This window comes from Paraburkholderia sp. SIMBA_030 (genome assembly GCF_046535245.1).
GTDB lineage: Bacteria > Pseudomonadota > Gammaproteobacteria > Burkholderiales > Burkholderiaceae > Paraburkholderia.
Genome location: NZ_JAWRXB010000002.1, coordinates 38,735 through 58,895, shown reverse-complemented (window position 1 = coordinate 58,895; position 20,161 = coordinate 38,735). Strand labels below are relative to the sequence as shown.

General features: G+C 62.9%; 18 protein-coding genes. 10 read left to right on the top strand and 8 right to left on the bottom strand.

Annotation, left to right across the window (positions count from 1 at the left end; all coding sequences use genetic code 11):
- Window positions 1–3 precede the first annotated feature (3 nt).
- Window positions 4–786: a helix-turn-helix domain-containing protein gene (locus SB772_RS03370; protein WP_410831872.1), complete on the top strand. Its 783-nt coding sequence runs from the start codon at window positions 4–6 to the stop codon at window positions 784–786.
- Between the two features lie 36 nt (window positions 787–822).
- Here the strand turns inward: SB772_RS03370 and SB772_RS03365 are convergent, their stop codons facing one another.
- A complete protein-coding gene (locus SB772_RS03365; protein ID WP_410831871.1) occupies window positions 823–1,098 on the bottom strand; it encodes a DUF1488 domain-containing protein in 276 nt (91 codons plus the stop codon).
- Between the two features lie 212 nt (window positions 1,099–1,310).
- Between SB772_RS03365 and SB772_RS03360 the strand changes: the two genes are divergently transcribed.
- The 9 genes from SB772_RS03360 (at window position 1,311) to pqqE (ending at window position 9,869) form a co-directional block, all read left to right on the top strand.
- A complete protein-coding gene (locus tag SB772_RS03360) occupies window positions 1,311–1,604 on the top strand; it encodes a c-type cytochrome (RefSeq protein WP_410832241.1) in 294 nt (97 codons plus the stop codon).
- Between the two features lie 45 nt (window positions 1,605–1,649).
- Window positions 1,650–2,024 carry a DUF3564 domain-containing protein gene (locus SB772_RS03355; protein WP_410831870.1) on the top strand — a complete coding sequence of 125 codons (375 nt, stop codon included), beginning with the start codon at window positions 1,650–1,652 and terminating at the stop codon, window positions 2,022–2,024.
- Window positions 2,025–2,330: 306 nt separating this feature from the next.
- Window positions 2,331–4,307: an acetate--CoA ligase gene (gene acs / locus SB772_RS03350; protein WP_410831869.1), complete on the top strand. Its 1,977-nt coding sequence runs from the start codon at window positions 2,331–2,333 to the stop codon at window positions 4,305–4,307.
- Between the two features lie 94 nt (window positions 4,308–4,401).
- Window positions 4,402–6,378, top strand: a complete 1,977-nt coding sequence (locus tag SB772_RS03345; protein ID WP_410831868.1) for a sigma-54-dependent Fis family transcriptional regulator — start codon at window positions 4,402–4,404, stop codon at window positions 6,376–6,378.
- A gap of 273 nt (window positions 6,379–6,651) precedes the next feature.
- Window positions 6,652–6,726 (top strand): pyrroloquinoline quinone precursor peptide PqqA, encoded by a 75-nt coding sequence (gene pqqA, locus SB772_RS03340; protein ID WP_006410019.1) that lies wholly within the window; start codon window positions 6,652–6,654, stop codon window positions 6,724–6,726.
- 69 nt (window positions 6,727–6,795) lie between these two features.
- Window positions 6,796–7,719 (top strand): pyrroloquinoline quinone biosynthesis protein PqqB, encoded by a 924-nt coding sequence (gene pqqB, locus SB772_RS03335; protein ID WP_410831867.1) that lies wholly within the window; start codon window positions 6,796–6,798, stop codon window positions 7,717–7,719.
- A gap of 2 nt (window positions 7,720–7,721) precedes the next feature.
- Window positions 7,722–8,441, top strand: a complete 720-nt coding sequence (gene pqqC, locus SB772_RS03330; RefSeq protein ID WP_410831866.1) for a pyrroloquinoline-quinone synthase PqqC — start codon at window positions 7,722–7,724, stop codon at window positions 8,439–8,441.
- Complete coding sequence (gene pqqD / locus SB772_RS03325; RefSeq protein ID WP_410831865.1) at window positions 8,438–8,719, top strand: pyrroloquinoline quinone biosynthesis peptide chaperone PqqD; 282 nt, start codon at window positions 8,438–8,440, stop codon at window positions 8,717–8,719. The genes pqqC and pqqD overlap by 4 nt, the downstream gene beginning before the upstream one ends.
- A 1-nt stretch (window position 8,720) precedes the next feature.
- Complete coding sequence (pqqE, locus tag SB772_RS03320; protein ID WP_410831864.1) at window positions 8,721–9,869, top strand: pyrroloquinoline quinone biosynthesis protein PqqE; 1,149 nt, start codon at window positions 8,721–8,723, stop codon at window positions 9,867–9,869.
- A gap of 160 nt (window positions 9,870–10,029) precedes the next feature.
- Here pqqE and SB772_RS03315 read toward each other — a convergent pair whose 3' ends face one another.
- The 7 genes from SB772_RS03315 to SB772_RS03285 form a co-directional block, all read right to left on the bottom strand.
- The gene (locus tag SB772_RS03315) at window positions 10,030–10,380 is read right to left on the bottom strand and encodes a hypothetical protein (RefSeq protein WP_410831863.1); all 351 of its coding nucleotides are present in this window, start codon (window positions 10,378–10,380) and stop codon (window positions 10,030–10,032) included.
- Between the two features lie 111 nt (window positions 10,381–10,491).
- Window positions 10,492–12,069 carry a T6SS phospholipase effector Tle1-like catalytic domain-containing protein gene (locus tag SB772_RS03310; protein WP_410831862.1) on the bottom strand — a complete coding sequence of 526 codons (1,578 nt, stop codon included), beginning with the start codon at window positions 12,067–12,069 and terminating at the stop codon, window positions 10,492–10,494.
- Window positions 12,070–12,071: 2 nt separating this feature from the next.
- Window positions 12,072–12,578 carry a DUF3304 domain-containing protein gene (locus SB772_RS03305; RefSeq protein ID WP_410831861.1) on the bottom strand — a complete coding sequence of 169 codons (507 nt, stop codon included), beginning with the start codon at window positions 12,576–12,578 and terminating at the stop codon, window positions 12,072–12,074.
- Window positions 12,579–12,607: 29 nt separating this feature from the next.
- On the bottom strand, window positions 12,608–13,831 hold the full coding sequence (locus SB772_RS03300) for a DUF4123 domain-containing protein (protein WP_410831860.1): 1,224 nt from the start codon (window positions 13,829–13,831) through the stop codon (window positions 12,608–12,610).
- Window positions 13,832–13,971: 140 nt separating this feature from the next.
- The gene (locus SB772_RS03295; RefSeq protein ID WP_410831859.1) at window positions 13,972–16,341 is read right to left on the bottom strand and encodes a type VI secretion system Vgr family protein; all 2,370 of its coding nucleotides are present in this window, start codon (window positions 16,339–16,341) and stop codon (window positions 13,972–13,974) included.
- Between the two features lie 432 nt (window positions 16,342–16,773).
- Complete coding sequence (locus tag SB772_RS03290) at window positions 16,774–18,006, bottom strand: c-type cytochrome (protein WP_410831858.1); 1,233 nt, start codon at window positions 18,004–18,006, stop codon at window positions 16,774–16,776.
- 91 nt (window positions 18,007–18,097) lie between these two features.
- Entirely contained in the window at window positions 18,098–19,825 is a 1,728-nt protein-coding gene (locus SB772_RS03285) for a methanol/ethanol family PQQ-dependent dehydrogenase (protein ID WP_410831857.1), read from the bottom strand.
- Between the last annotated feature and the right edge of the window lie 336 nt (window positions 19,826–20,161).

Here is a 20,161-nt window from a genome sequence, read left to right as displayed (position 1 = left end):
ACCATGTCTGACGTCGCCGAATATTCCGAAATCATGCCTCTCCAGCGTGTCCGGCTACCGGCCTCAGGCAATACCCCGCTCGCAACGCCGGTTCCGGCTCGCCGCGCCGCGCGCTGTTCCAGCTGTACGATGCGCTCGATCTGCATGCCGCAAGGCTTGACGCCCCCCGAAATGGAGCGCATGGAGTCGCTGATCTGCGTGTCCCGCACGATCAAACACGGTGTATCGCTATACCACGCCGGCGATTCGTTCCAGAGCATCTATGCGGTCCGCGCCGGCTCGTTCAAGACCATCGTGATGCATCGCGACGGCCGCGAACAGGTCACCGGCTTCCATCTGGCGGGCGATTCGCTCGGCCTCGACGGCGTCTGCTCAGGCCGGCACAACTGCGACGCGATTGCCCTCGAGGACAGCCACGTCTGCATCATCCCGTTCCATCTGCTCGAAGTCATGTGCCGTGAGGTGAAGGTCGTGCAGCAGCACGTCCATCGTCTGATGGGCAGCGAGATCGTTCGCGAGGCGAGCCTCATGATGCTGCTCGGCACGATGTCCGCCGACCAGCGGGTGGCCGCCTTCCTGCTGAACCTGTCCGGAAGGCTCAAGACCCGCGGCTATTCGCCGGCGGAATTCAATTTGCGCATGACGCGCGAGGAGATCGGCAGCTACCTCGGGATGAAACTCGAAACCGTCAGCCGCATGTTTTCAAAATTTCAGAAAGACGGCCTGGTCGACACCCACGGCAAGCAGATCAGGATTCTCGACCTCGAGGGCCTCGCGCGCGTCTAGTAGAGACGACGCGGCCCATGCCCATTGCCGGCCGCTTCAATCGTAAAAGCGGAAGTAGCCGCTGTGCAGCATGAGCGGTTTGGCGCCCACTTCGTTCAACAAACGCCGCGCAGCCTGCTCGATCGGATGCCGGTGAGCATCGAATGCGGCGATCAGGTCGTCCTCACGTAACGACCGTGCGCCAAAGTGATCTTCGAGCGCTTCGGCCGTAATCGCGCACTGAACCCGCACGCCGTCGACCTCTGCCGGAAAGGCGATGACCAGATCGCGAGCGCAATATTCCGGACGTTCCTCTGGAAAATGGATTTTCATAACCGCAGCCTGAAAGATATGCGTGGCTCTAGTGGCGCCGCCATGCGAGCCACTGCCATGGACGGATCGTCGGACGGAAGGAGAAATACTGTCTTGATATGAGTCAATCGCGGGCGCGGCACCGTCTCTACATTGAACTCGCAATCCGTCCTGGAGTGTGTCCCGTGAATGCCCCACCCCTGCATTATCTCCCTCCAAGCGCACTGACGCTGTTGCTGGCCGCAAGCGGCGCAGCGCTCGCCCAGTCCGAGCCGACTGCGCTGGTCGACCAGCAGCATTGCATGTTCTGCCATACCCGCGACGCGCCTTTTCTCGCGCCGTCGTTTCAACAGATTGCGGACCGTTATCGCAGCGTGCCAAACGCCGATGTGATGCTTGAACACAAGCTGCGACTCGGCGGCAAGGCCCACTGGGGCGATATGGCAATGCCACTGCCGGCGGATCGCGGCGGCCCGTTGACGCCCGAGGATGCCCACACGTTGATCCAGTGGGTCTTGAGTCAATAGGCACCCGCTCGTTTGAACATGTTCGTAGCATGGACGGAGAACATCATGCGCCTCACCATCCACCTGGACACGTTCGACCGTGTCAATCCCATGGCATTCGTCATCCTGTGGCTCGACGAGGAAACGCGTCGATGGTCACGCGAGGGGCATATGGGCCTCGAGTTGCCCGAATGGGGCTCGTTGCACGTCGACTGCGGCAACACCCTCGTTTGCGGGCCACATGATTCGATGCCCTGCTGCGTGCTCGAAGGGCTCGATCTGAACGCCGAATCTGGCCCCTTCGAGGGTGAAACCGGCCGTGCGCAATGGTGCTCCGATGCAGGCAAAACGCTGATAACGGGCCATTGGCACGTGCAATGTGTCGACAACGAACGCACGCAGCCCGAAGACGGCATCTTTGCCGCCGACGACAGCGAATAAGCGTTGCCACCCCTGCCACCAAGGTCGAGTACTTCCGCGGGACGGATTACCGGTTTTGATCAGGAGAATACCGGCCGGCGCCCGGCGGAGTTCTTCTCTTGATATGCATCAAGTACATCGTCAGCCGGACGGTCATAGTCACCCTACATCCACGCCGATTCAGCGCAGGCGACGATTCCTTCGCGTCTGAGTTGCAGCCGACGCCGCACTCGCGCCCGCGTTCCGGACGCGCCGGCGCGCACACCATGGCCAGCGCCATGCGCTTGATGCACCGGCGGCCCTATGACCCATCTGAGGAGACTATGCATGCCTGCCACCGAACCTGATCCACTCAACGCGACGGCGCTGCAGATCCCCGCGCTCAAGGACGCGGCCATCGACGGCATGGAGGCTTACCGTGCGCTGGTGGCCGAGGCCGAACGCGATCACGAAGCGTTCTGGGCGCGTCTTGCCAGGGAACATATCGAGTGGAGGCGGCCGTTCACAAAGGTCCTGAACGAAGCGAACGCGCCGTTCTATCAATGGTTCGAAGACGGCGAACTCAACGCTTCCTACAATTGTCTGGATCGCAACCTCATCAACGGAAATGCCGACAAAACGGCCATCGTGTTCGAGGCGGACGACGGCAAGGTCACGCGCATCACTTACCAGGCGCTCTATCACCGCGTGTGCAGACTCGCCAATGCGCTGCGCGCGCGCGGCGTGAAGAAAGGCGACCGGGTGGTGATCTACATGTCGATGTCGGTGGAAGGCGTCGTCGCCATGCTGGCGTGCGCGCGCATCGGTGCGCCGCACTCCGTCGTGTTCGGCGGCTTTTCCGCCAAATCGCTGCATGAACGGATGGTCGATGTCGGCGCGGTGGCCGTGATTACGGCCGACGAACAGGTGCGCGGCGGCAAGACGCTGCCGCTGAAGAGCATCGTCGACGAAGCCCTTGCGATGGGCGGCGCCGAAGCCGTGAAGACGGTCGTCATCTATCGCCGTACCGGCGGCCGGATTCCGTGGATCGCGGGCCGCGATGCGTGGCTGCACGAACTCGAACAGGCCCAGCCCGATACCTGCGAGCCCGAATGGGTCGGCGCGGAGCATCCGCTGTTCGTGCTCTACACATCCGGTTCGACCGGCGCGCCCAAGGGCGTGCAGCACAGCACCGGCGGTTATCTGCTGTGGGCCGCCGTGACCATGAAATGGACCTTCGACATCAAGCCGGCCGATGTTTTCTGGTGTACCGCCGACATCGGCTGGATCACCGGCCACACGTACATCTGCTATGGCCCGACCGCCGTCGGCGCGACCCAGGTGATCTTCGAAGGCGTGCCGACTTACCCGAACGCCGGCCGTTTCTGGGACATGATCCAGCGCCATCAGGTCAGCATCTTCTATACCGCGCCGACCGCGATCCGGTCGCTCATCAAGACCGCCGAAGCGGGCGCGGCCGTGCATCCGCGCAGCTTCGACCTGAGCAGCCTGCGCATCCTCGGCACGGTCGGCGAACCGATCAATCCGAGCGCGTGGACGTGGTACGCCGAACAGGTCGGCGGCGGACGCTGCCCGGTGCTCGACACGTTCTGGCAGACCGAGACCGGCGGCCATATGATCTCGCCGCTGCCCGGCGCCACGCCGCTCGTAGCGGGATCGTGCACGCTGCCGATGCCGGGCATCGACGCGGCGATCGTCGATGAAACGGGTCAGGATGTGCCCAACGGACAAGGCGGCGTGCTTGTCGTGCGCAAGCCGTGGCCGTCGATGATCCGCACCATCTGGGGCAATCCTGAGCGCTTCCGCAACGACTATTACCCGGCCGACCTCGGCGGCAAGCTGTACCTCGCCGGCGACGGTGCGATTCGCGACCCGGACACCGGCTACTTCACGATTACCGGCCGTATCGACGATGTGCTGAACGTGTCCGGGCACCGGATGGGCACAATGGAAATCGAGTCGGCGCTGGCGGCCAATCCGCTGGTCGCGGAGGCTGCGGTGGTCGGGCGTCCGGATGAAACGATCGGCGAAGCCATCGTCGCCTTCATCGTTCTGAAAATGGAGCGGCCTACCGGCGCGGAAGCGAAGCGCGTGGCGGACGAGTTGCGCGCCTGGGTCGGCAAGGAAATCGGCCCGATCGCGAAACCGAAAGACATCCGTTTCGGCGACGCGATGCCCAAGACGCGCTCCGGCAAGGTCGTGCGCCGGTTGTTGCGCTCGGTTGCGAAAGGCGATGCGATTTCACAGGACACGTCGACCGTCGAGAATCCCGCCGTGATTTCCCAGTTCGCCGACGCGGTTTGAGTGGTCCGGCGTGTCGAATCTGGCGCGCGATTTGCTTAAAGTTGCACCGACACGGTTCTGGCGAACGACCAGACCTGACTAGCAGGAGGAGACAATGCGCGATGATGTCCATCACGTCACGACGGCAGTCGCACCGCGTGAAGCGGCCTGGCTCACGCCATCCATTCAGAAATCACACGAGCGCTCGCAAACATTCGGCTTGAGTGCCTCGATGCAGCCGGACTACGACGTCCTGCCGGCCGCGGAACTCGCGTTGAAACTGGAGCAAAGCCGTATCCTGTGCGCGCACGCCACCCCGGTGATGGAAACGCTGCACGAACAGATCGTCAACACGCAGAGCATGATCGTGCTGACCGACGCTGAAGGGCTGATCCTTCATTCGATCGGCGACGACGACTTTCTGCGGCGCGCGGAGAAGGTCGCGCTGCGCCCCGGCGCGAACTGGGCGGAGGACCGGCAAGGCACGAACGCGATCGGCACGGCACTCGCCGAGCGATGCCCGACGGTCGTGCATGGCGCGCAACACTACCTGGCAGCCAATCGCTTCCTCACCTGCTCCAGCGTGCCGATCCTCGATCCGTACGGCGATCTGATCGGCGTGCTCGACGTCACCGGCGACCATCGCAGCTACCACCAGCACACCATGGCGCTGGCCAAGATGTCCGTGCAGATGATCGAGAATCATCTGTTTACCAATACCTTTCGCGAAACCCTGCAAATTGCCTTTCATGGGCGGCCCGAATTTCTCGGCACCTTGATGGAAGGCATTGCCGCGTTCACCTGCGATGGCCGCTTCCTGTCGGCCAATCGCAGTGCGCAATTCCAGCTCGGCCTGCCGCTCGCCGGATTGCGCGCGCATACCCTGTCGTCGCTATTCGGCCTCACCAGCGCGCAACTGATCGACCGTCTGCGCGTCAGCCGGGACCGGCACCTGTCGCTGAATCTGAACAACGGCACGGTGGTGTGCGCGCACGTCGAGTTCCGGCGCGTCACGTGCACCGATGACGGCTGGCCGCCGGAGGTGCACCGCGAACCACGCCCGGTGCACCGGGCCGAGCCGCCGCCACCGCCGGCCGCGCGCGCACTGTCGAGACTCAGCTATCTCGACACCGGCGACCCGCAGATCGCGGCGGTGATCGCCAAGGTCCGCAAGGTGATCGGCAAGGACATTCCGATCCTGATTACCGGTGAGACGGGTACCGGCAAGGAACTGCTCGCCCAGGCGATCCACAACGACTCGCCGCGTCGCGCGGGTGCGTTTGTCGCGGTCAACTGCGCGTCGATACCGGAAACGCTGATCGAATCCGAGTTGTTCGGCTATGAAGAAGGCGCCTTCACCGGTGCACGGCGCAAAGGCGCTGTCGGCAAATTGCTGCAGGCCAACGGCGGCACGCTATTTCTCGACGAAATCGGCGACATGCCCTATCCGCTGCAAGTGCGGCTGCTGCGCGTGCTGCAGGAGCGGCTGGTCAATCCGCTCGGCTCCGCGAAGTCGATTCCGGTCGATATCGCCATCATTTGCGCAACTCACCGCGACCTGCGTGAAATGATCGCGCAGAACCGCTTTCGCGAAGACCTGTATTACCGCCTGAACGGGCTGGTGGTGAAACTGCCGCCGCTGCGCGAGCGCACCGATCTATCCGCCGTGATCCAGAAGATGCTTCAGTGCGCGTCTTCCGAAAGCGCTGACGGGCAGAGTCTGAGCGTCGCCGACGAGGTGATGACGCTGTTCGAGCAATGTGCATGGCCCGGTAATTTTCGCCAGCTCGGCAATCTTCTGCGGACCGCCGCCGCGATGGTCGATGCGGACGGCGAACTCCGGCGCGAGCATTTGCCCGACGACTTCTTCGACGACCTGCGCAGCACTGCCGCCGCGCCTGCGGCCACCACGGAAACCTTACCGCTATCGAGCGGGCGGCTGGAGGACGTCGCAGCCAGCGTCATCGCCAGGACGGTTGCGCAGCATGGCGGCAATGTGTCGGCCGCCGCTCGCGCGCTCGGCGTCTCGCGCAATACCATCTATCGCAAACTACCCATGCAAGGTGCGGACAACGCCGCCGAGGCCGACTGACCGCGTGCGCCACAGATGCTCCAATTTGCAACAGGGGTGTACTCGAATTGAACAGCGCGCTGTTTGCCGCGCCGGTTCAGATGGTCCGTTTTTGCGCGGCAAGTCGTGAGCGCGTGCCTAACTACACATCCGTTCGCTATACCAAACGCTTTTTGTGAGCCGAGTGTGTCCGAAGCATCGCTTGACATGCCCGGCATAGACCTTGCGTTTGATCGATATGACCGCTTCCTCGATGCGGTTCCTCAATCACATGTCGTATCCAAGGAGACAGTCATGCAATGGACCACCCCCGCCTATACCGATCTGCGTTTCGGTTTTGAAATCACGATGTATATCGCCAATCGCTGAAGCATCGAAGCAGCGCCGCCCGCCTCTCGCAGTGAGTGAGCGTGCGCGGCGGCGCCCGGAGCATGGCTCATGAAGATCAAGATTCTCGGCTCGGGTGCAGGCGGCGGACTGCCGCAATGGAACTGCAACTGTGCGAACTGCACCCAGGCCCGCAACCAGAGCGGCGACGTGTTGCCGCGCACCCAATCGTCGATTGCAGTGAGCGGTAACGGCGTGGACTGGATTCTGATCAACGCATCGCCGGATCTGCTCGCCCAGTTGCGCGCGAATCCGGAACTGCAACCCGCCCGCGCGATCCGCGACAGCGGCATCGCCGCCGTCGTGCTAATCGATGCGCAGATCGATCACGTCACCGGTCTGCTGATGCTGCGCGAACGCACCACGCCCCTGCCGCTGTATGCCTGCGCGCCGGTATTCGACGACCTCTCGACCGGCTTGCCGATCGTGCCGCTGCTCGAACATTTCTGCGGCGTCGAGCGTCACGAGATCGCGCTCGATCAACCGTTCACGGTTGCGCCGGTGGCGGGCATCCGCTTCACCGCGTTGCCGATCGAAAGCAAGGCGCCGCCGTATTCGCCGCGTCGCGCCGCAGCCGCGCCCGGCGACAACATCGCACTGCTGATCGAAGACCTTGCTACCGGCGCACGCGTTTTCTATGCACCGGGTCTCGCGAGCGCGCCGGAACCCGTGCTCGAAGCGATGCGCTCCGCGCAACTCGTGCTGGTCGACGGCACCTTCTGGTCCGCGACCGAGATGATCGATCTCGGCCTGTCCACTCATCACGCCGCGGACATGGGCCATCTTGCGCAGTGCGGCTACCAGGGTCTGCCCGGCATGGCCCAACTGCTCGACGCGCTGCCCAATACGACGCGCAAGGTGCTGATTCACATCAACAACACCAATCCGATTCTCGACCCGCATTCCGCCGAACATGCCGTGATACACGCCCGCGGTATCGAAGTGGCACGCGACGGAATGCAATTCCAGGTATAGCCATGAACGCCCCGCTGCCTACCGCTGTTACCCACACCGTCCCCTGGTCGCCGGGCGAATTCGAAGCGCGTCTTCGCGCGCTCGGCGCGCACTATCACATTCATCATCCGTTCAATCATCGGATGAACCGTGGCGAGTGTTCGCCTCAGCAGATTCGCGGCTGGGTCGCCAACCGCTTCTATTACCAGATCAACATCCCGATCAAGGATGCCGCGATCCTGTCCAATTGCGAGGACCGGCAGACGCGCCGCCTGTGGATCGAGCGGCTGCACGATCACGATGGCTACGGCGACAACCCCGGCGGCATCGAAGCATGGGCGCACCTCGCCGACGCGGTCGGCATCGAGCGCAACGCATTGTGGTCGCTCGAACACGTGCTGCCCGGCGTGCGCTTCGCGGTGGACGCCTATGTCAATTTCGCGCGGCGCGCGCCGTGGCAGGAGGCGGTCTGCTCTTCGCTCACGGAAATGTTCGCGCCGCAGATCCATCGCGACCGGCTGGCCGGCTGGCCGGACCTCTATCCGTGGATCGACGCGCAAGGGCTGCAGTACTTTCGCAGCCGTATTCCCCTCGCCCAGCGCGACGTCGAGCACGGACTCGCGGTCACGCTGAGCCACTTCAAGACACCCGACGCGCAACAGCGTGCCCTCGACATCCTGCGCTTCAAGCTCGACATTCTGTGGTCGATGCTCGACGCCATCGAAAAGGCGTACCCCGTATGAACGCCCCGCACCTCGACCACTACGCCAGCCTGCGCCCGCGTCTACGCGCGATGTTCCGCCTGCAATGGGAAGACGCGCAGGATGCCTATGTATTGCTGTACCCAGAAGGCATGGTCAAGCTCAATCCGAGTGCGGGCGAAATTCTCGCGCGCTGCGACGGAACCCGCGAACTGGACGACATCATCGGCGAACTGGAAGACCTGTTCAGTGCGTCGAATCTTGCCGCCGATGTGTATCGCTTCATCGACCATGCGCGGCAACGCGGCTGGCTGGACTGACATGAACATGCCGACCGGTACCGCGCCCGACACCGCGGGCACTCGCCCTTCCCCGCCGTTGTGGCTGCTGGCTGAACTCACGTACCGTTGCCCGTTGCACTGCGCGTTCTGCTACAACCCCGTCGACTTTGCCAGTCACGGCGCGGAACTCGATACCGACAGCTGGCGCGACGTGATCACGCAGGCGCGCGCCATGGGCGCCGCGCAAATCGGCTTCTCCGGCGGCGAGCCGCTGGTGCGCGACGACCTCGAAACGCTGGTCGCGCATGCCCGTGGACTGGGCTTCTATACGAATCTGATCACGTCGGGTGTAGGACTCAACGAGACGCGCATCGCACGTCTGAAAGACGCCGGTCTCGATCACGTCCAGCTCTCGTTTCAGGACTCGACGCGCGAGGTCAACGATTTCGTGTCAAGCACGAAGACCTTCGATCTGAAACACCGCGTGGCGCGTCTGATCAAGGCACACGGCTACCCGATGGTGCTCAATTGCGTGCTGCATCGCTATAACCTGCCGCACGTCGGACAGATCATCGAGATGGCGCTCGAAATGGGCGCCGACTACCTCGAACTGGCGAACACCCAGTACTACGGGTGGGCCATGCTCAATCGCGAGCAGTTGATGCCGACCAGCGAACAGTTGCAGGAAGCCGAGGCGACCGTCAATCGCTACCGGGAACGGTTCGGCGATCGCTGCCGGATCCTGTTCGTGGTGCCTGACTATTTCGAGGCACGTCCGAAGGCCTGCATGAACGGCTGGGGTTCGGTGTTTCTCGGCATGGCGCCCGACGGCACCGCTTTGCCCTGCCATGCGGCGCGCTCGCTGCCCGGTCTCGACCTGCCCAACGTGCGCGACGCTTCACTCGCGGATATCTGGTACGGCAGTCACGCGTTCAATGCGTTTCGCGGCGATGGCTGGATGCGCGAGCCGTGCCGCAGCTGCGACGAGCGCGAGACCGATCACGGAGGCTGCCGCTGCCAGGCGTATCTGCTGACCGGAGACGCCGCGGCTACCGACCCGGTGTGCGCAAAGTCGGCGCATCACGGGCAAATCGAGCAGGTGGTGACCATGGCGCGGCGGCCGGTACGTGACGACGACGCGCAACCGCTGATTTTCCGCAGCAGGGATAACTCGTTGAGGTTGGGTTGAGGCCGCGGATTCGATCGAAGCTGAGCATCAGGCTCGGCATGCTGTCTGTTGAGTGCTCGTGCTGTGAACGAACAAGCAACGTCCTGGAGTTTGTTGTTTCCGGCTCGATCAAAGAAGACGCTGAACCACCGCTACATTTCGCAGGTCGCGCAGCGTAAACTCACTGTGCAATGGGCTTTGGGGTGCCGGACGGCTCGATGACCTGGCGTGGCCTGATGTAGCCGCTGCTGTCGATGCACAGAAACCCAGCGCGCGAGTCGTGCACGTACTGGTCGAAGAAGCGCACCAGATCCGGCGACAACGTGGGTGGATTCAGCCAGGCATCCCAGTAGGCGCCGTCCTCATCCGACAACGGTCTGTTCATCTCACGCTGGCCACCGGCGGTCGCAATCGTACGCTCATATTCGCTGCGGTCGGTCTTCCAGAGTCCTGTCAGGTAGCTGCGCCAGTTCATCGTGTCCGCGTCCACCTTGAGGCGGTCATGGAACTGCTGGATGCGTTGCAGTTGCACATTCACTTCCGGGTCGGTCGAGCACAGATCAGCGGCCGTTCTTCGACATGCCCATCGAACAGCCGGGCAATGTTGGAAAGCTTTTGCTTTGGCTCATCGAGCTTGCGATTGTTAGCCGTGCCGTCGAAGAAGAAGCTGAACCACGGCTGCTGCTCGCAGGTCGTGCACGTCATGAATTCTTCGGCGTGCAGCTGCGTGGCGGTCTTCATCGACTTCAGGAAGTTGAGGCGCGGCCACGGGCTGCGCGATGGTCTTCGGGGTGCCGGACGGCTCGATGATCTGGCGCGGCCTGAAGTAGCCGCTGCTGTCGATGCGCAGGAACCCGGCGCGCGAGTCGTGCACGTACTGGTCGAACAGGCGCACGAGACCCGGCGATAGCGTGGGTGGATTCAGCCATGCCTCCCAGTAGGCCGCTTCCTCGTCCGACAGCGGTTTGTTCATCTCACGCTGGCCACCGGCGGTAGCAATCGTGCGCTCGTATTCGCTCCGGTCGTTCTTCCACAGGTTCGTCAGGTAGCTGCGCCAGTTCATCGTGTCCGCGTCGATCTTCAGGCGCTCATGGTATTGCTGGATGCGTTGCAGTTGCGCATTCACTTCCGGGTCGGTCGAGCACACGTTCTTGTAGAGGTCGCTCGGGTTCTGCCCGTAGCGCACTTTCAGCCACCCATAGTAAAGGCGCATGTGCGCGAAAACCTGCGCTTCCAGCGTGCCGCCGATGCCCACCACCCCCCTGTACCCGTCGGACAGCGTCTTGACATCCTCGTCGTACTCGAACAGGTCATGCACGTCCTTTCTGGCAAGCGACGGCGCGGTGAACGGCACACCGCTCATCGCACCCTCCAGCCGCATGCGGTTCAGTGCGATGCGCGCAAGCTGGTCGGACCGGCCCTGCTCACCGGGACGATAACCGCCGCCGATATCGGAATGCACGCCCGGCCACACGAGCTGTTCACAGGATGCGCTGCCGTTGCGCACCGGCGTCAGCGGAAAGCAGGCGCGCAGTTCGTGGCCGGCCGCGATGTGAAAACACCGTTCGACCTGAACGGGCACATGCATCAGCATGCTGCTGTTCAGGTTGAGAGCGGGCAGCCCGACCGACTCCACCGTGTCGAACAGCCCCAGAAACCGGAAGTGCAGCGGCGCGGACTGGCCATCGAGCGCCGTCGCGCACGGCCAGCAGGGCACGCCGTCCTTCATCTCGCACTTCTTGAGCAGCCGGTTCACGAACGCCCGCGCGAGCGCCGCGCCACGTGAGAAACCGAACACGGCAACGTCAATACGACTGACCTTGTGATTGGCCTTCAAGGATTGACAAAAATCAGCTTCCGCCTTGACCAGGCGCACATCGGAACCAAGTGCCACACCTCCGCCCAGCGCCTCGCTGTCGCGGAGCTTCTCCCACCAACTTGGGTCACTTACATCAAGCGGCGTGCCGACGCCGGCGTAGTAGAGCGGCACAACTAGCGGTGCGTCGTCACCGACATGCCCTTCAAACAGCAGGGCAATGTTGGACATCTTCTGCTTCGGTTTGTCCAGGATACGGTTATTGCCCGTTCCGTCGAAAAAGAAGCTGAACCACGGCTGCTGTTCGCAGGTCGTGCAGGTCATGAACTCCTCGGCGTGCAGCTCCGTGGCAGTCCTGAGCGCCTGGTGGAACGTGTCGTGGTTATCGGTAATCCAGTCCTGCATGGTTATTCTCCTATGTGGCGCATGATTCGCGGCCCAACAAAAAACAGCCGGTCCATCCGTGGATTTTCGGGACCCAAATCGCCGTCACCAGGCAGCAGTTCCGCCTCGACCTCACGATTCGGAAAGAACCGGACAACTAGATAACTCTGAAGCTTGAATCCCGGCTTCGGCATGGTCCCCATCACGACCACATCCCGGCTGTAGGATTTCCGCTGCGCCTCGTCGACGGTATTAGCGACAGTCCAGACAAGCCGGATCGTCTGGCCCACGCCGGGAATCAGCGAGCAGCACTCTCGTTTTCCCTTCCCACCTTTCGAGAACTCACTAACCTGTATGCCTTCCAGTCCCGTGTCCTGACCGGACGCCGTTTGAATGTGGAACTCGTGTATATAGTCTTCCGTGTAGTTGGTGCTCAACGCCGTTGCATCAACATAACCGCGAGGCTGCGCCGTGGCACACGCGCTAACCAGCAACGCGATCGACACCAGCAGTATCGTTATCTTTTTCATTCGAATGACTTACCTTTTATCGTGTGTTGTTACCATTGCCGCGCCGGCTTCGGCTCCTCGGCATACATGCGCACATAGACGCGGAAGTCGCGGGCGAACTGCACGATCACCAGCCCCTCGCCTTCGGCGCGGGGCAGCTCCCCCGTCACCACGAACTCATCCGAGTTTTCCCGCCCGGCCTGGCCGGTCCACTTCACCACGGCCTGGGTTCCGGGTATCGGGATGTTCACGGCCGGCAGGTCGATCTCCTCATCCGAATACACCCCACCCGGCAATTCGTCGGCCAATGCGGACTCGAAACCGATGTTGCCGTGATCCGCGATCAGCCCGACCTTCCATTTCCGGTGCTCCGTGCGGTTGATGATCCGTGTGCGCACCTTGGCATAGCCGTACTTGCGCAACTTGTCCTGATGCGCCTGAGCGGCGGCTTCGGCCGCTCGCTGCCGGGCCGTTTCCTGCACCTCCTTCCACACCCCACTACCCAGCGCGGCATACGCGTCGATCAGCGCCGCGTCACCAGCGCGAAACTGCGTGAGCACCCCTTGCAGGGCGGGATGATCGTCGTACCGCGCTCCGTATTGCAGGCCGTGGGCGGCATACACGCCGAGATCGGTCTTTCCGGTGATGCCATACGCAAAGGCCTGCTCGGCAAGCGGCGTAAGCTGCTGGAGCTGCGCATTGGCGTCGTTGCGGTCAAGCAGGGCGGGCATGACCTTTTGCAGCCACGCGCGCACCTGAGCCGGTGCACCGGCGCGATGCAGGGCGCTCACCACTTCTCCGGGCACGGGGAACGCGTCCCAGGCGGCCGGCAGCGGCAGGTTTTCACCGGCCAGCTCGACCAGCTCGCCGCGCGGATCGAGACACCACCACGCAAGGCACGGCCCGAACATGTAGCGACGTGATGGTTCGGGCAACTCGCGATGCAGGACTGGCAGATAGGCCGGCTGATGGAAGAAGAACCACGCATCACCGTCATCGGGACCTAGCCGCGCGTGCAGCAGCGTTTGCAGATGGCCAATGAGCGGTTCGATATCGTGTGTCGTCCAGATCCACGACACGAACCGGTGATCGCTCCGGGTCAGACCGTTAAGCCCGTTGCACAGGGCACGCGCTTCGACGCCTTCCGGCTCCGGGCAGGAAATCAGGAACGGGCCGGTTTGCGACAGGTCATCCAGTCCGGTATCGCTGTACAGCGCAAAACGCGGCACGGTCTTCAGGGTGTCCGACAGCTGGCGTTGCCAGATGCCGGACATGGTGGCGAAGTCGATCAGGGCATACAGGCGCACCTGGGGATGCGTCACTTTCAGGGTGGCGTACTGGCTACGGAAACGCTCCAGTAGCGGGTTGCTTCTTTCAGATGACATGGGGGTACTGTCCGTGTAGCGGCAAGGTGCTAGAAACGCGCGAACGGCACGCCAGAGCGGCCGGCATTCAACGCGCACTGCGTGTCGGCAGGCCTGGGCAGCACAGGAAGATCGGCCGGCATGCTGGCCGGCCCCTGGCGGTCGTAGGCGGCGGCCTTCCACTTGCGGTCCCCCGGTGTCGCATCCTCGATGCCGGTACTGGTCATGCGGAAATACGAGCCGCCGCACTTGAACAGAAGTTCCGTCTTCGCCTCGATGACGACACGCCCGTTTGAGCTGGTGATGGTGGTGTCCTTGTCGGAAGCGATGTTGATCTCATCGTTCTGCGCCTGGATCTGCACCTTGCCGCGTGCGGCAAACAGCTTGATGCCGCACCGGTGGGCGAACAGTGATAGCACTTCGCCGGCGGCCACGACCACGTTTTTCAGGACGCTGACATTGAAGCCCGCTGAGGTCGCCACGCTCACATCCTTGCCGGCCGACACCAGTACACGATCGGGCGTTGACAGGCCGATACCGTGCGGCGCGGAAAGAGCGATGACGGCATGCTTGAGGCCCGCCAGTTCGTCCCTGAGCCACTGGTTTTCGGCCTTCACGTTGGCCACCTCCGCCTGGGCGGCTCGTGCCACATCGGCCAGTTCCTGCGCGGCGGCCTGTGTCGTGCGCATCTGGTCGAGCGCGGCACTCATGTCCGTCTGCTCGCCGCTCGCGCGGGCCTGCATGTCCGCCGACACCAGCACACCACCGCCGGCGCGCATCGCACCTTTCAGGTCCGTGCGCAGCTCGAAGCCGTTGCCACGCAACTTGAGGTTGCGGTCCACCGTATGGCCGAGATTCAGTTGTGACTTGCCCTGCTCGGTGGCGACCTTGATGTGTTCTTCGCGCGGAAAATCCTCGAACTCGATCGTGTTGTTCGAGCGCGTGTGAATCGTGCTGCGGCTGTTCCATCGTCTGCCGCTGACGATCGGGTCCGGCTCGCTCGCGTTGTGAAGCACCTGGCTGATATACGGAAGATCGGGATTGCCGTGATGGAAGGCCACCGTGACCTCCGTGCCGTCCACCAGCCCGAAATGCAGGCCGCTCTGGTTTGCGCCGGCGAAGGGTTTGGCCAGACGCATCGGACAGCTATCCAGACCCGGCACACGGCTGTCGCGATCCAGATGAAGGTTGACGATATAGTTGCCGCGTTCGTCGAGGTAGGGCTGGGGATACTCACAGGGCGAGGCAATCCGCCCGGTGATCGTGCCGTGAATTCTCGGCCACGTATGTTCAAGCAGCGGCAGGCGGTAAAGCCGGTCCGAAGGGATCGCGGTGAATTCCACCCGGTACGGCTTGCTGCGCGACGCGCTGCACTTCACCGACACGGCCAGCAGCCCGTGTGTGGCCTCGGGCAGTACGCGGTTCGAAAGCTTGAGCACGCTGACGGGCGTGAGATCCAGCATGTCGCAGGTGCCGCGATACTCGATCTGTACGGCCAGCGCCGCCTCGCGTCGCAGGAGGGCTTCGCGCTGCGCCTCGTCTTCCGTGAGATACGGCGTGCCCCAGGTATAGGTTTCGCCATACGTGGTACGGTCATCACGAATCACGTTGGTCGCGTCGATCGGATCGGGCGCACGCTGGGGGTTATACGAGCGCACCATGTAGCGCGCCGGCACGGTTTTCGAGTGCGTCTCGAGCGTATGGACCGACTCCGCGCCACTGGTCTCCAGGCCGCTGCGTTCGCGGTAAGGCACGCTCAGGTTCGGGTGGCGGCGATAGTGCGTGAAGTCGTCGCCAAAGCGCACCGCCTCGCAATGCTCGCCCTCCTCGCAGACGAACCAGATTCCCGAGCGGCGGCACAGGCGCGTGATGAAGGTCAGGTCATCCTCTTCCCACTGCATCACGAAGGCGCGCTTGCCGTATTCGCGGTACAGGTTGAACTCGAAGCTGCCCATGATCCGGTCAAAGCCGTGCTCGCGCAGGATCTGCTCAATGATGTCCGGAAAGCTCTTTTCGAGGAAGAACCGGCACTTGGGTGCATTGCGCAGCAGCGCGAGGCGCGATTCCAGCACGACCTCGTAGGTCGTCTGGTCGCGGTTGCTGGCAAGCTGGGCAAAGCCGGTAATCACGCCCTGGACCCGTCGCGGGGGTTCCGGCTCGCGCATCCTGGCCGGATTGAAAGGCGGCTGGATCTCGAACGTCGCGGGCTTGTTCAGGTACTCGGTGCGGGACAGGTCGGGCCGCGGATGGGTGAAGCGGATCACGTACTTCGTCGCCACGCCGATGGCCCGCTCACCGTCGAAAGCAAACACATCGGCCTGGGCCGAACTACGGGCCTGCGGCACGGCGAGATGGTAGTGCCGGTGTACGGCGGATTTTGCACGCAAGGGCGTGTCGATGTAGGTAGTATTGGGACTCAAGAGCACCCCCGGGCTAGCGTCTGCGGGACATAGCTGAATCGGGTTTGGCGTTCTCTTGCGCATCGATGTGGAACATTGCAACGGCTCCTTGGAATGGATGGAGTGCGAAACTCTCATTCATATCTCAAGACCCGACCACGGTCGATAGGACCCGTCCTAGTTTTTCGATCTATGACATTTTATTTTTTGTGATCTGGCGATACCTCGACATCTTTTGGCTTACTCGCAGGAAAGCGGCTATCCGACAGTGCCCATCTGTCGGTCCGATGTCTTACGCTGATAAATGCCACGCCGATTCGCGATTCTCGGTTACTCGATATCAGGGAGAACATGATGGACGCGTCCTGTTTTGAGGCCTTTGCAAAGAAAAGCCCGGCGATCCGCGTGAATAACCGCGGATCGCCGGGCTGTTTGCTATTGCATCGATCGCAGCTATTGCGGCGTCCGCGCGTTGAGCGGTGTCGTGGACGCTTTCGCGCTATCGTCCGTCAGCCTGGTCGCGCCGGCGCTATAGCCGTTCGAATACAGCAGGAACGCCATGATGTCCGCGTAGTCCTGCGGTTTCATCTTGCCGGGACGGTCCGCCGGCATATTGTTCGCCATATATCCGTACACGCCGCCGATGGTGAGCTTCGCGTTGGCTGCCGGCGCGAAGGCCGGCCCGCGTAACGCCGGCGCATTCAATCCTTGCAGGTCGGGGCCGTGGCATTTCGCGCACGAACTCGAGTACAGGGTCTTGCCGTGCGCGACCTGCGCGCGATCGAAGCCGGGTGGGTCGGCGGGTGCGCTCGTATCGACCTTGATGAAACGGCCCCGCTGCGATGCATCGCTGCCGGCCAGAGTCATTCGCCATGCCGCATCGCTGCGGCCCGGGCCGTCGCGATAGGCAAACGTCGCCGTGGGCGGCCGGGCGGCGTGAGCCGTCTCGGGGAGCGTCCACTTGCGGGTCAACGTCGCCAGCCTGCCGTCGGCGGCCATCTTCTCCAGCGCGGCGTCGATGCGCGGTTGCAACGCCGCGCCGTTTTTCCCGAACGCGAACACCAGATGCCAGACGGCATACGGCGAGGCAGCGCCGGCAATCTGGAAGTGCCGCTCCGGATGCGCAATCGTATAAGCCACGACCGCCGGATACCAGACGATCGCGCGTTGGGCACGTCCACTTGCGACGGCTTCGACCGTGAGTTGCGCCGTGTTCTCCAGGTCGAGCTTGACACCGCCTTGTTGCACGGCGATCAACTGTGCGGGGCTCGCGTAGGTTGCCGCGACGACCTCCGCACCGCTGGCCTGTGCGGGATATCCGCGCGAAGTCACGCTGACGTAGCCGGAGTCCAGATAGCCGCGAGAAAAGGTCAGCTTGCTGCCGGAGCCATCGGCAACTGTCGAGCGCGGAAAGCCGGCGATCACGTCGCATTTGCGAGCAAGCGCCTTGTTGAGTTCTTTTAGCGACACGCCGTCGTCGTCACTACCGTCGAATCCTCCGGGGGCGAGCGAGAGTGCGATACCGGCCGTGCGAAACGCCTCCCGTGTCACCGCCTCGTCGAGCGCGGTCGATGGACTGCCGGGAAATGTGCAGACGCGCGTGCCCGCGCTTGCGAGTGCCGGCGTGAGCGCGCCGGTGGCCAGCAGTACGCTGGCGAGAGCAAACGAATTAAGTCGAGTCTTCATGATCTTGCTTCCGGGAAAGGCAGGCCGCCGCGACTGGGTCGCCCTGCGCCAATGTGCGCAGGGCAAACGGGGCGCGGCAGCCAGGTGAACATCAGCCGTGGTTGAGCGCGAACACGTACAGCGTGCCGCCGCGTGGAACTTTTTCCGCCGCCTTCGCCATCGGACCGCCCCAGATCGGGTTCGCGCCGCCGTAACCGGCGAGGATGGCGACATACTCCTTGCCATCGACCTCGAACACCGACGGTTGAGCGACGATCCCGCTGGCGAGTTTCGGGCTTTGCCACAGCACCTTGCCGGTCGCCTCGTCGAACGCGTACAGATGGCCGTCGAGCGAGCCGCTAAAAGCAATGCCACCCGCAGTGGTCGCTACGCCGCCATTCCACGGCAGCTTGCTCCAGTGACTCCAGACCTTCTTGCCGGTATTGACATCTATCGCTTGCAGTTCACCATAACCCTTACTGCCTGGCTCCGGCTTGATTTCGAACCCTTCGCCGAGGTACGGCAGCCCCTCCATATAGTTCACCGACTTGCCGGACAGCGACATGCATGCATGCAACGCGGGAACGATCGCAAGATGCTTGTCCGGATCGTATGAAACCGACCACCAGTTCTTGCCGCCGAGGAAGCTCGGACAGGTCTCGATCGTCGTGCCGGCCTTCGGATATTTCGACGCATCCTGGATCGGCGAGCCGTCCGCCGTATAGCCGGTGACCGAAGTTGCCGTGACGAAGGGCTTCGCGTAGATCAGCTTGCCGGTGCCGCGATCGATCGCGTGGAAAAAGCCGTTGCGGTCCGCGTGGATGATCGCGTCGTACTCCTTGTCCTGGTACTTGATCGTGGCGAGCACCGGTGTATTGACGCCGTCGTAATCCCACGTGTCATGTTTCGTGTACTGGTAATGCCATTTGAGGTTGCCGGTTTTCGGATCGAGCGCGAGCAGCGAGTCGGAGTAGAGGTTGTCGCCCGGCCGCAGATCGGCGAGCCACGGTCCGGGGTTGCCGACGCCCCAGTAGAGCGTTTTCGAGGCGGCGTCATAGGTGCCGGTCAGCCACGCAGGTGCGCCGCCGTGGTCCTGCATGCCGTTCGGCCACGTGTCGCTGCCCTTCTCGCCGGCCGCGGGCACCGTAAAGCGCTTCCACAGCACGCTGCCATCGTCGGGATTCAACGCCGCGATGAAGCCGCGCGCGCCGTATTCCCCGCCTGCGCTGCCCACCACCAGGGCGCCGTCGAGCGCGAGCGGCGCAAGGGAGAACGCGTAGCCCAGACCCGGCTCGAACATCTGCTTGCGCCAGGCAAGTGCGCCTGTCTGCGCGTCGAGCGCGACGACGTCGCCGCTCAACATCGCGACGTAGACGTTCTTGCCGTACAACGCCACCCCGCGGTTGATCACGTCGCAACAGGCAGTCTTGAACGATTCCGCGCCGAGCTTGGGTTCGAACTTCCAGAGTTGCTTGCCGGTCACGGAGTCGAACGCGTACACGTTGTCTTTCGGCGTGGTCACGAACAGGTAGCGGCCATTGACGATCGGTGTGGCTTCGAAACCCTGCTGCAGATCCGCAGGAAACTTGTAGCTCCACACCTGTTTGAGATTCTTGACGTTGGCCGCGTCGATCTGCTTGAGCGGCGAATGCGCCTGGCCGTTATAGGTACGGTAATAGGTGAGCCAACCTGGATCGCTTTGCGCGGCTGTCAAGCGCTCGTAGGTGACGGCGGGATAGTCGCCGGCTGCGGCAGCCGACCCGAATACCAGACTGACCGCGGCGGCCACGCCGATCGCAAGCGTCGTGGGCCGCATCGCCGAAGTTAAACGTGCTTTCATCCTTGTCTCCTGTGTCGACCGGAGTTGCCGCTTTAGCGGCTTACTCCGGTCCCATGCAACATGGTTGTGTCGACCGGAGTTGCCGCTTTAACGGCTTACTCCGGTCCCATGCAACATGGTTGCTGTTGAGTTATCGACGCGAAGCCGTGCGGCGGCGCCATCGTCTAGTGAACGCAGACTGGCTGCAGACCATTCAAGGCAAGTCGCGTGCCATTGGCAGTCACCTCGCCGCCAGCCGTAGCGGCTCACGAAGGACGGGCACGGCTGCGCTGTCGAACGGCTCCCGCGGCATGACAACCGGTGTTGCACGCTGGCGCAGTCGAGCAGGAATGTGTT

Bases quoted from the DNA above. Each gene is read 5' to 3' on its own strand.
- SB772_RS03300 (WP_410831860.1), bottom strand. From the start codon at position 13,831: ATGTCCGGCATCTGGCAACGCCAGCTGTCGGACACCCTGAAGACCGTG.
- SB772_RS03290 (WP_410831858.1), bottom strand. From the start codon at position 18,006: ATGAAGACTCGACTTAATTCGTTTGCTCTCGCCAGCGTACTGCTGGCC.
- pqqC (WP_410831866.1), top strand. From the start codon at position 7,722: ATGAACGCCCCGCTGCCTACCGCTGTTACCCACACCGTCCCCTGGTCG.
- SB772_RS03365 (WP_410831871.1), bottom strand. From the start codon at position 1,098: ATGAAAATCCATTTTCCAGAGGAACGTCCGGAATATTGCGCTCGCGAT.
- SB772_RS03310 (WP_410831862.1), bottom strand. From the start codon at position 12,069: ATGCAGGACTGGATTACCGATAACCACGACACGTTCCACCAGGCGCTC.
- SB772_RS03370 (WP_410831872.1), top strand. From the start codon at position 4: ATGTCTGACGTCGCCGAATATTCCGAAATCATGCCTCTCCAGCGTGTC.
- pqqB (WP_410831867.1), top strand. From the start codon at position 6,796: ATGAAGATCAAGATTCTCGGCTCGGGTGCAGGCGGCGGACTGCCGCAA.
- SB772_RS03355 (WP_410831870.1), top strand. From the start codon at position 1,650: ATGCGCCTCACCATCCACCTGGACACGTTCGACCGTGTCAATCCCATG.
- pqqE (WP_410831864.1), top strand. From the start codon at position 8,721: ATGAACATGCCGACCGGTACCGCGCCCGACACCGCGGGCACTCGCCCT.
- SB772_RS03285 (WP_410831857.1), bottom strand. From the start codon at position 19,825: ATGAAAGCACGTTTAACTTCGGCGATGCGGCCCACGACGCTTGCGATC.
- pqqD (WP_410831865.1), top strand. From the start codon at position 8,438: ATGAACGCCCCGCACCTCGACCACTACGCCAGCCTGCGCCCGCGTCTA.
- SB772_RS03345 (WP_410831868.1), top strand. From the start codon at position 4,402: ATGCGCGATGATGTCCATCACGTCACGACGGCAGTCGCACCGCGTGAA.
- SB772_RS03305 (WP_410831861.1), bottom strand. From the start codon at position 12,578: ATGAAAAAGATAACGATACTGCTGGTGTCGATCGCGTTGCTGGTTAGC.
- acs (WP_410831869.1), top strand. From the start codon at position 2,331: ATGCCTGCCACCGAACCTGATCCACTCAACGCGACGGCGCTGCAGATC.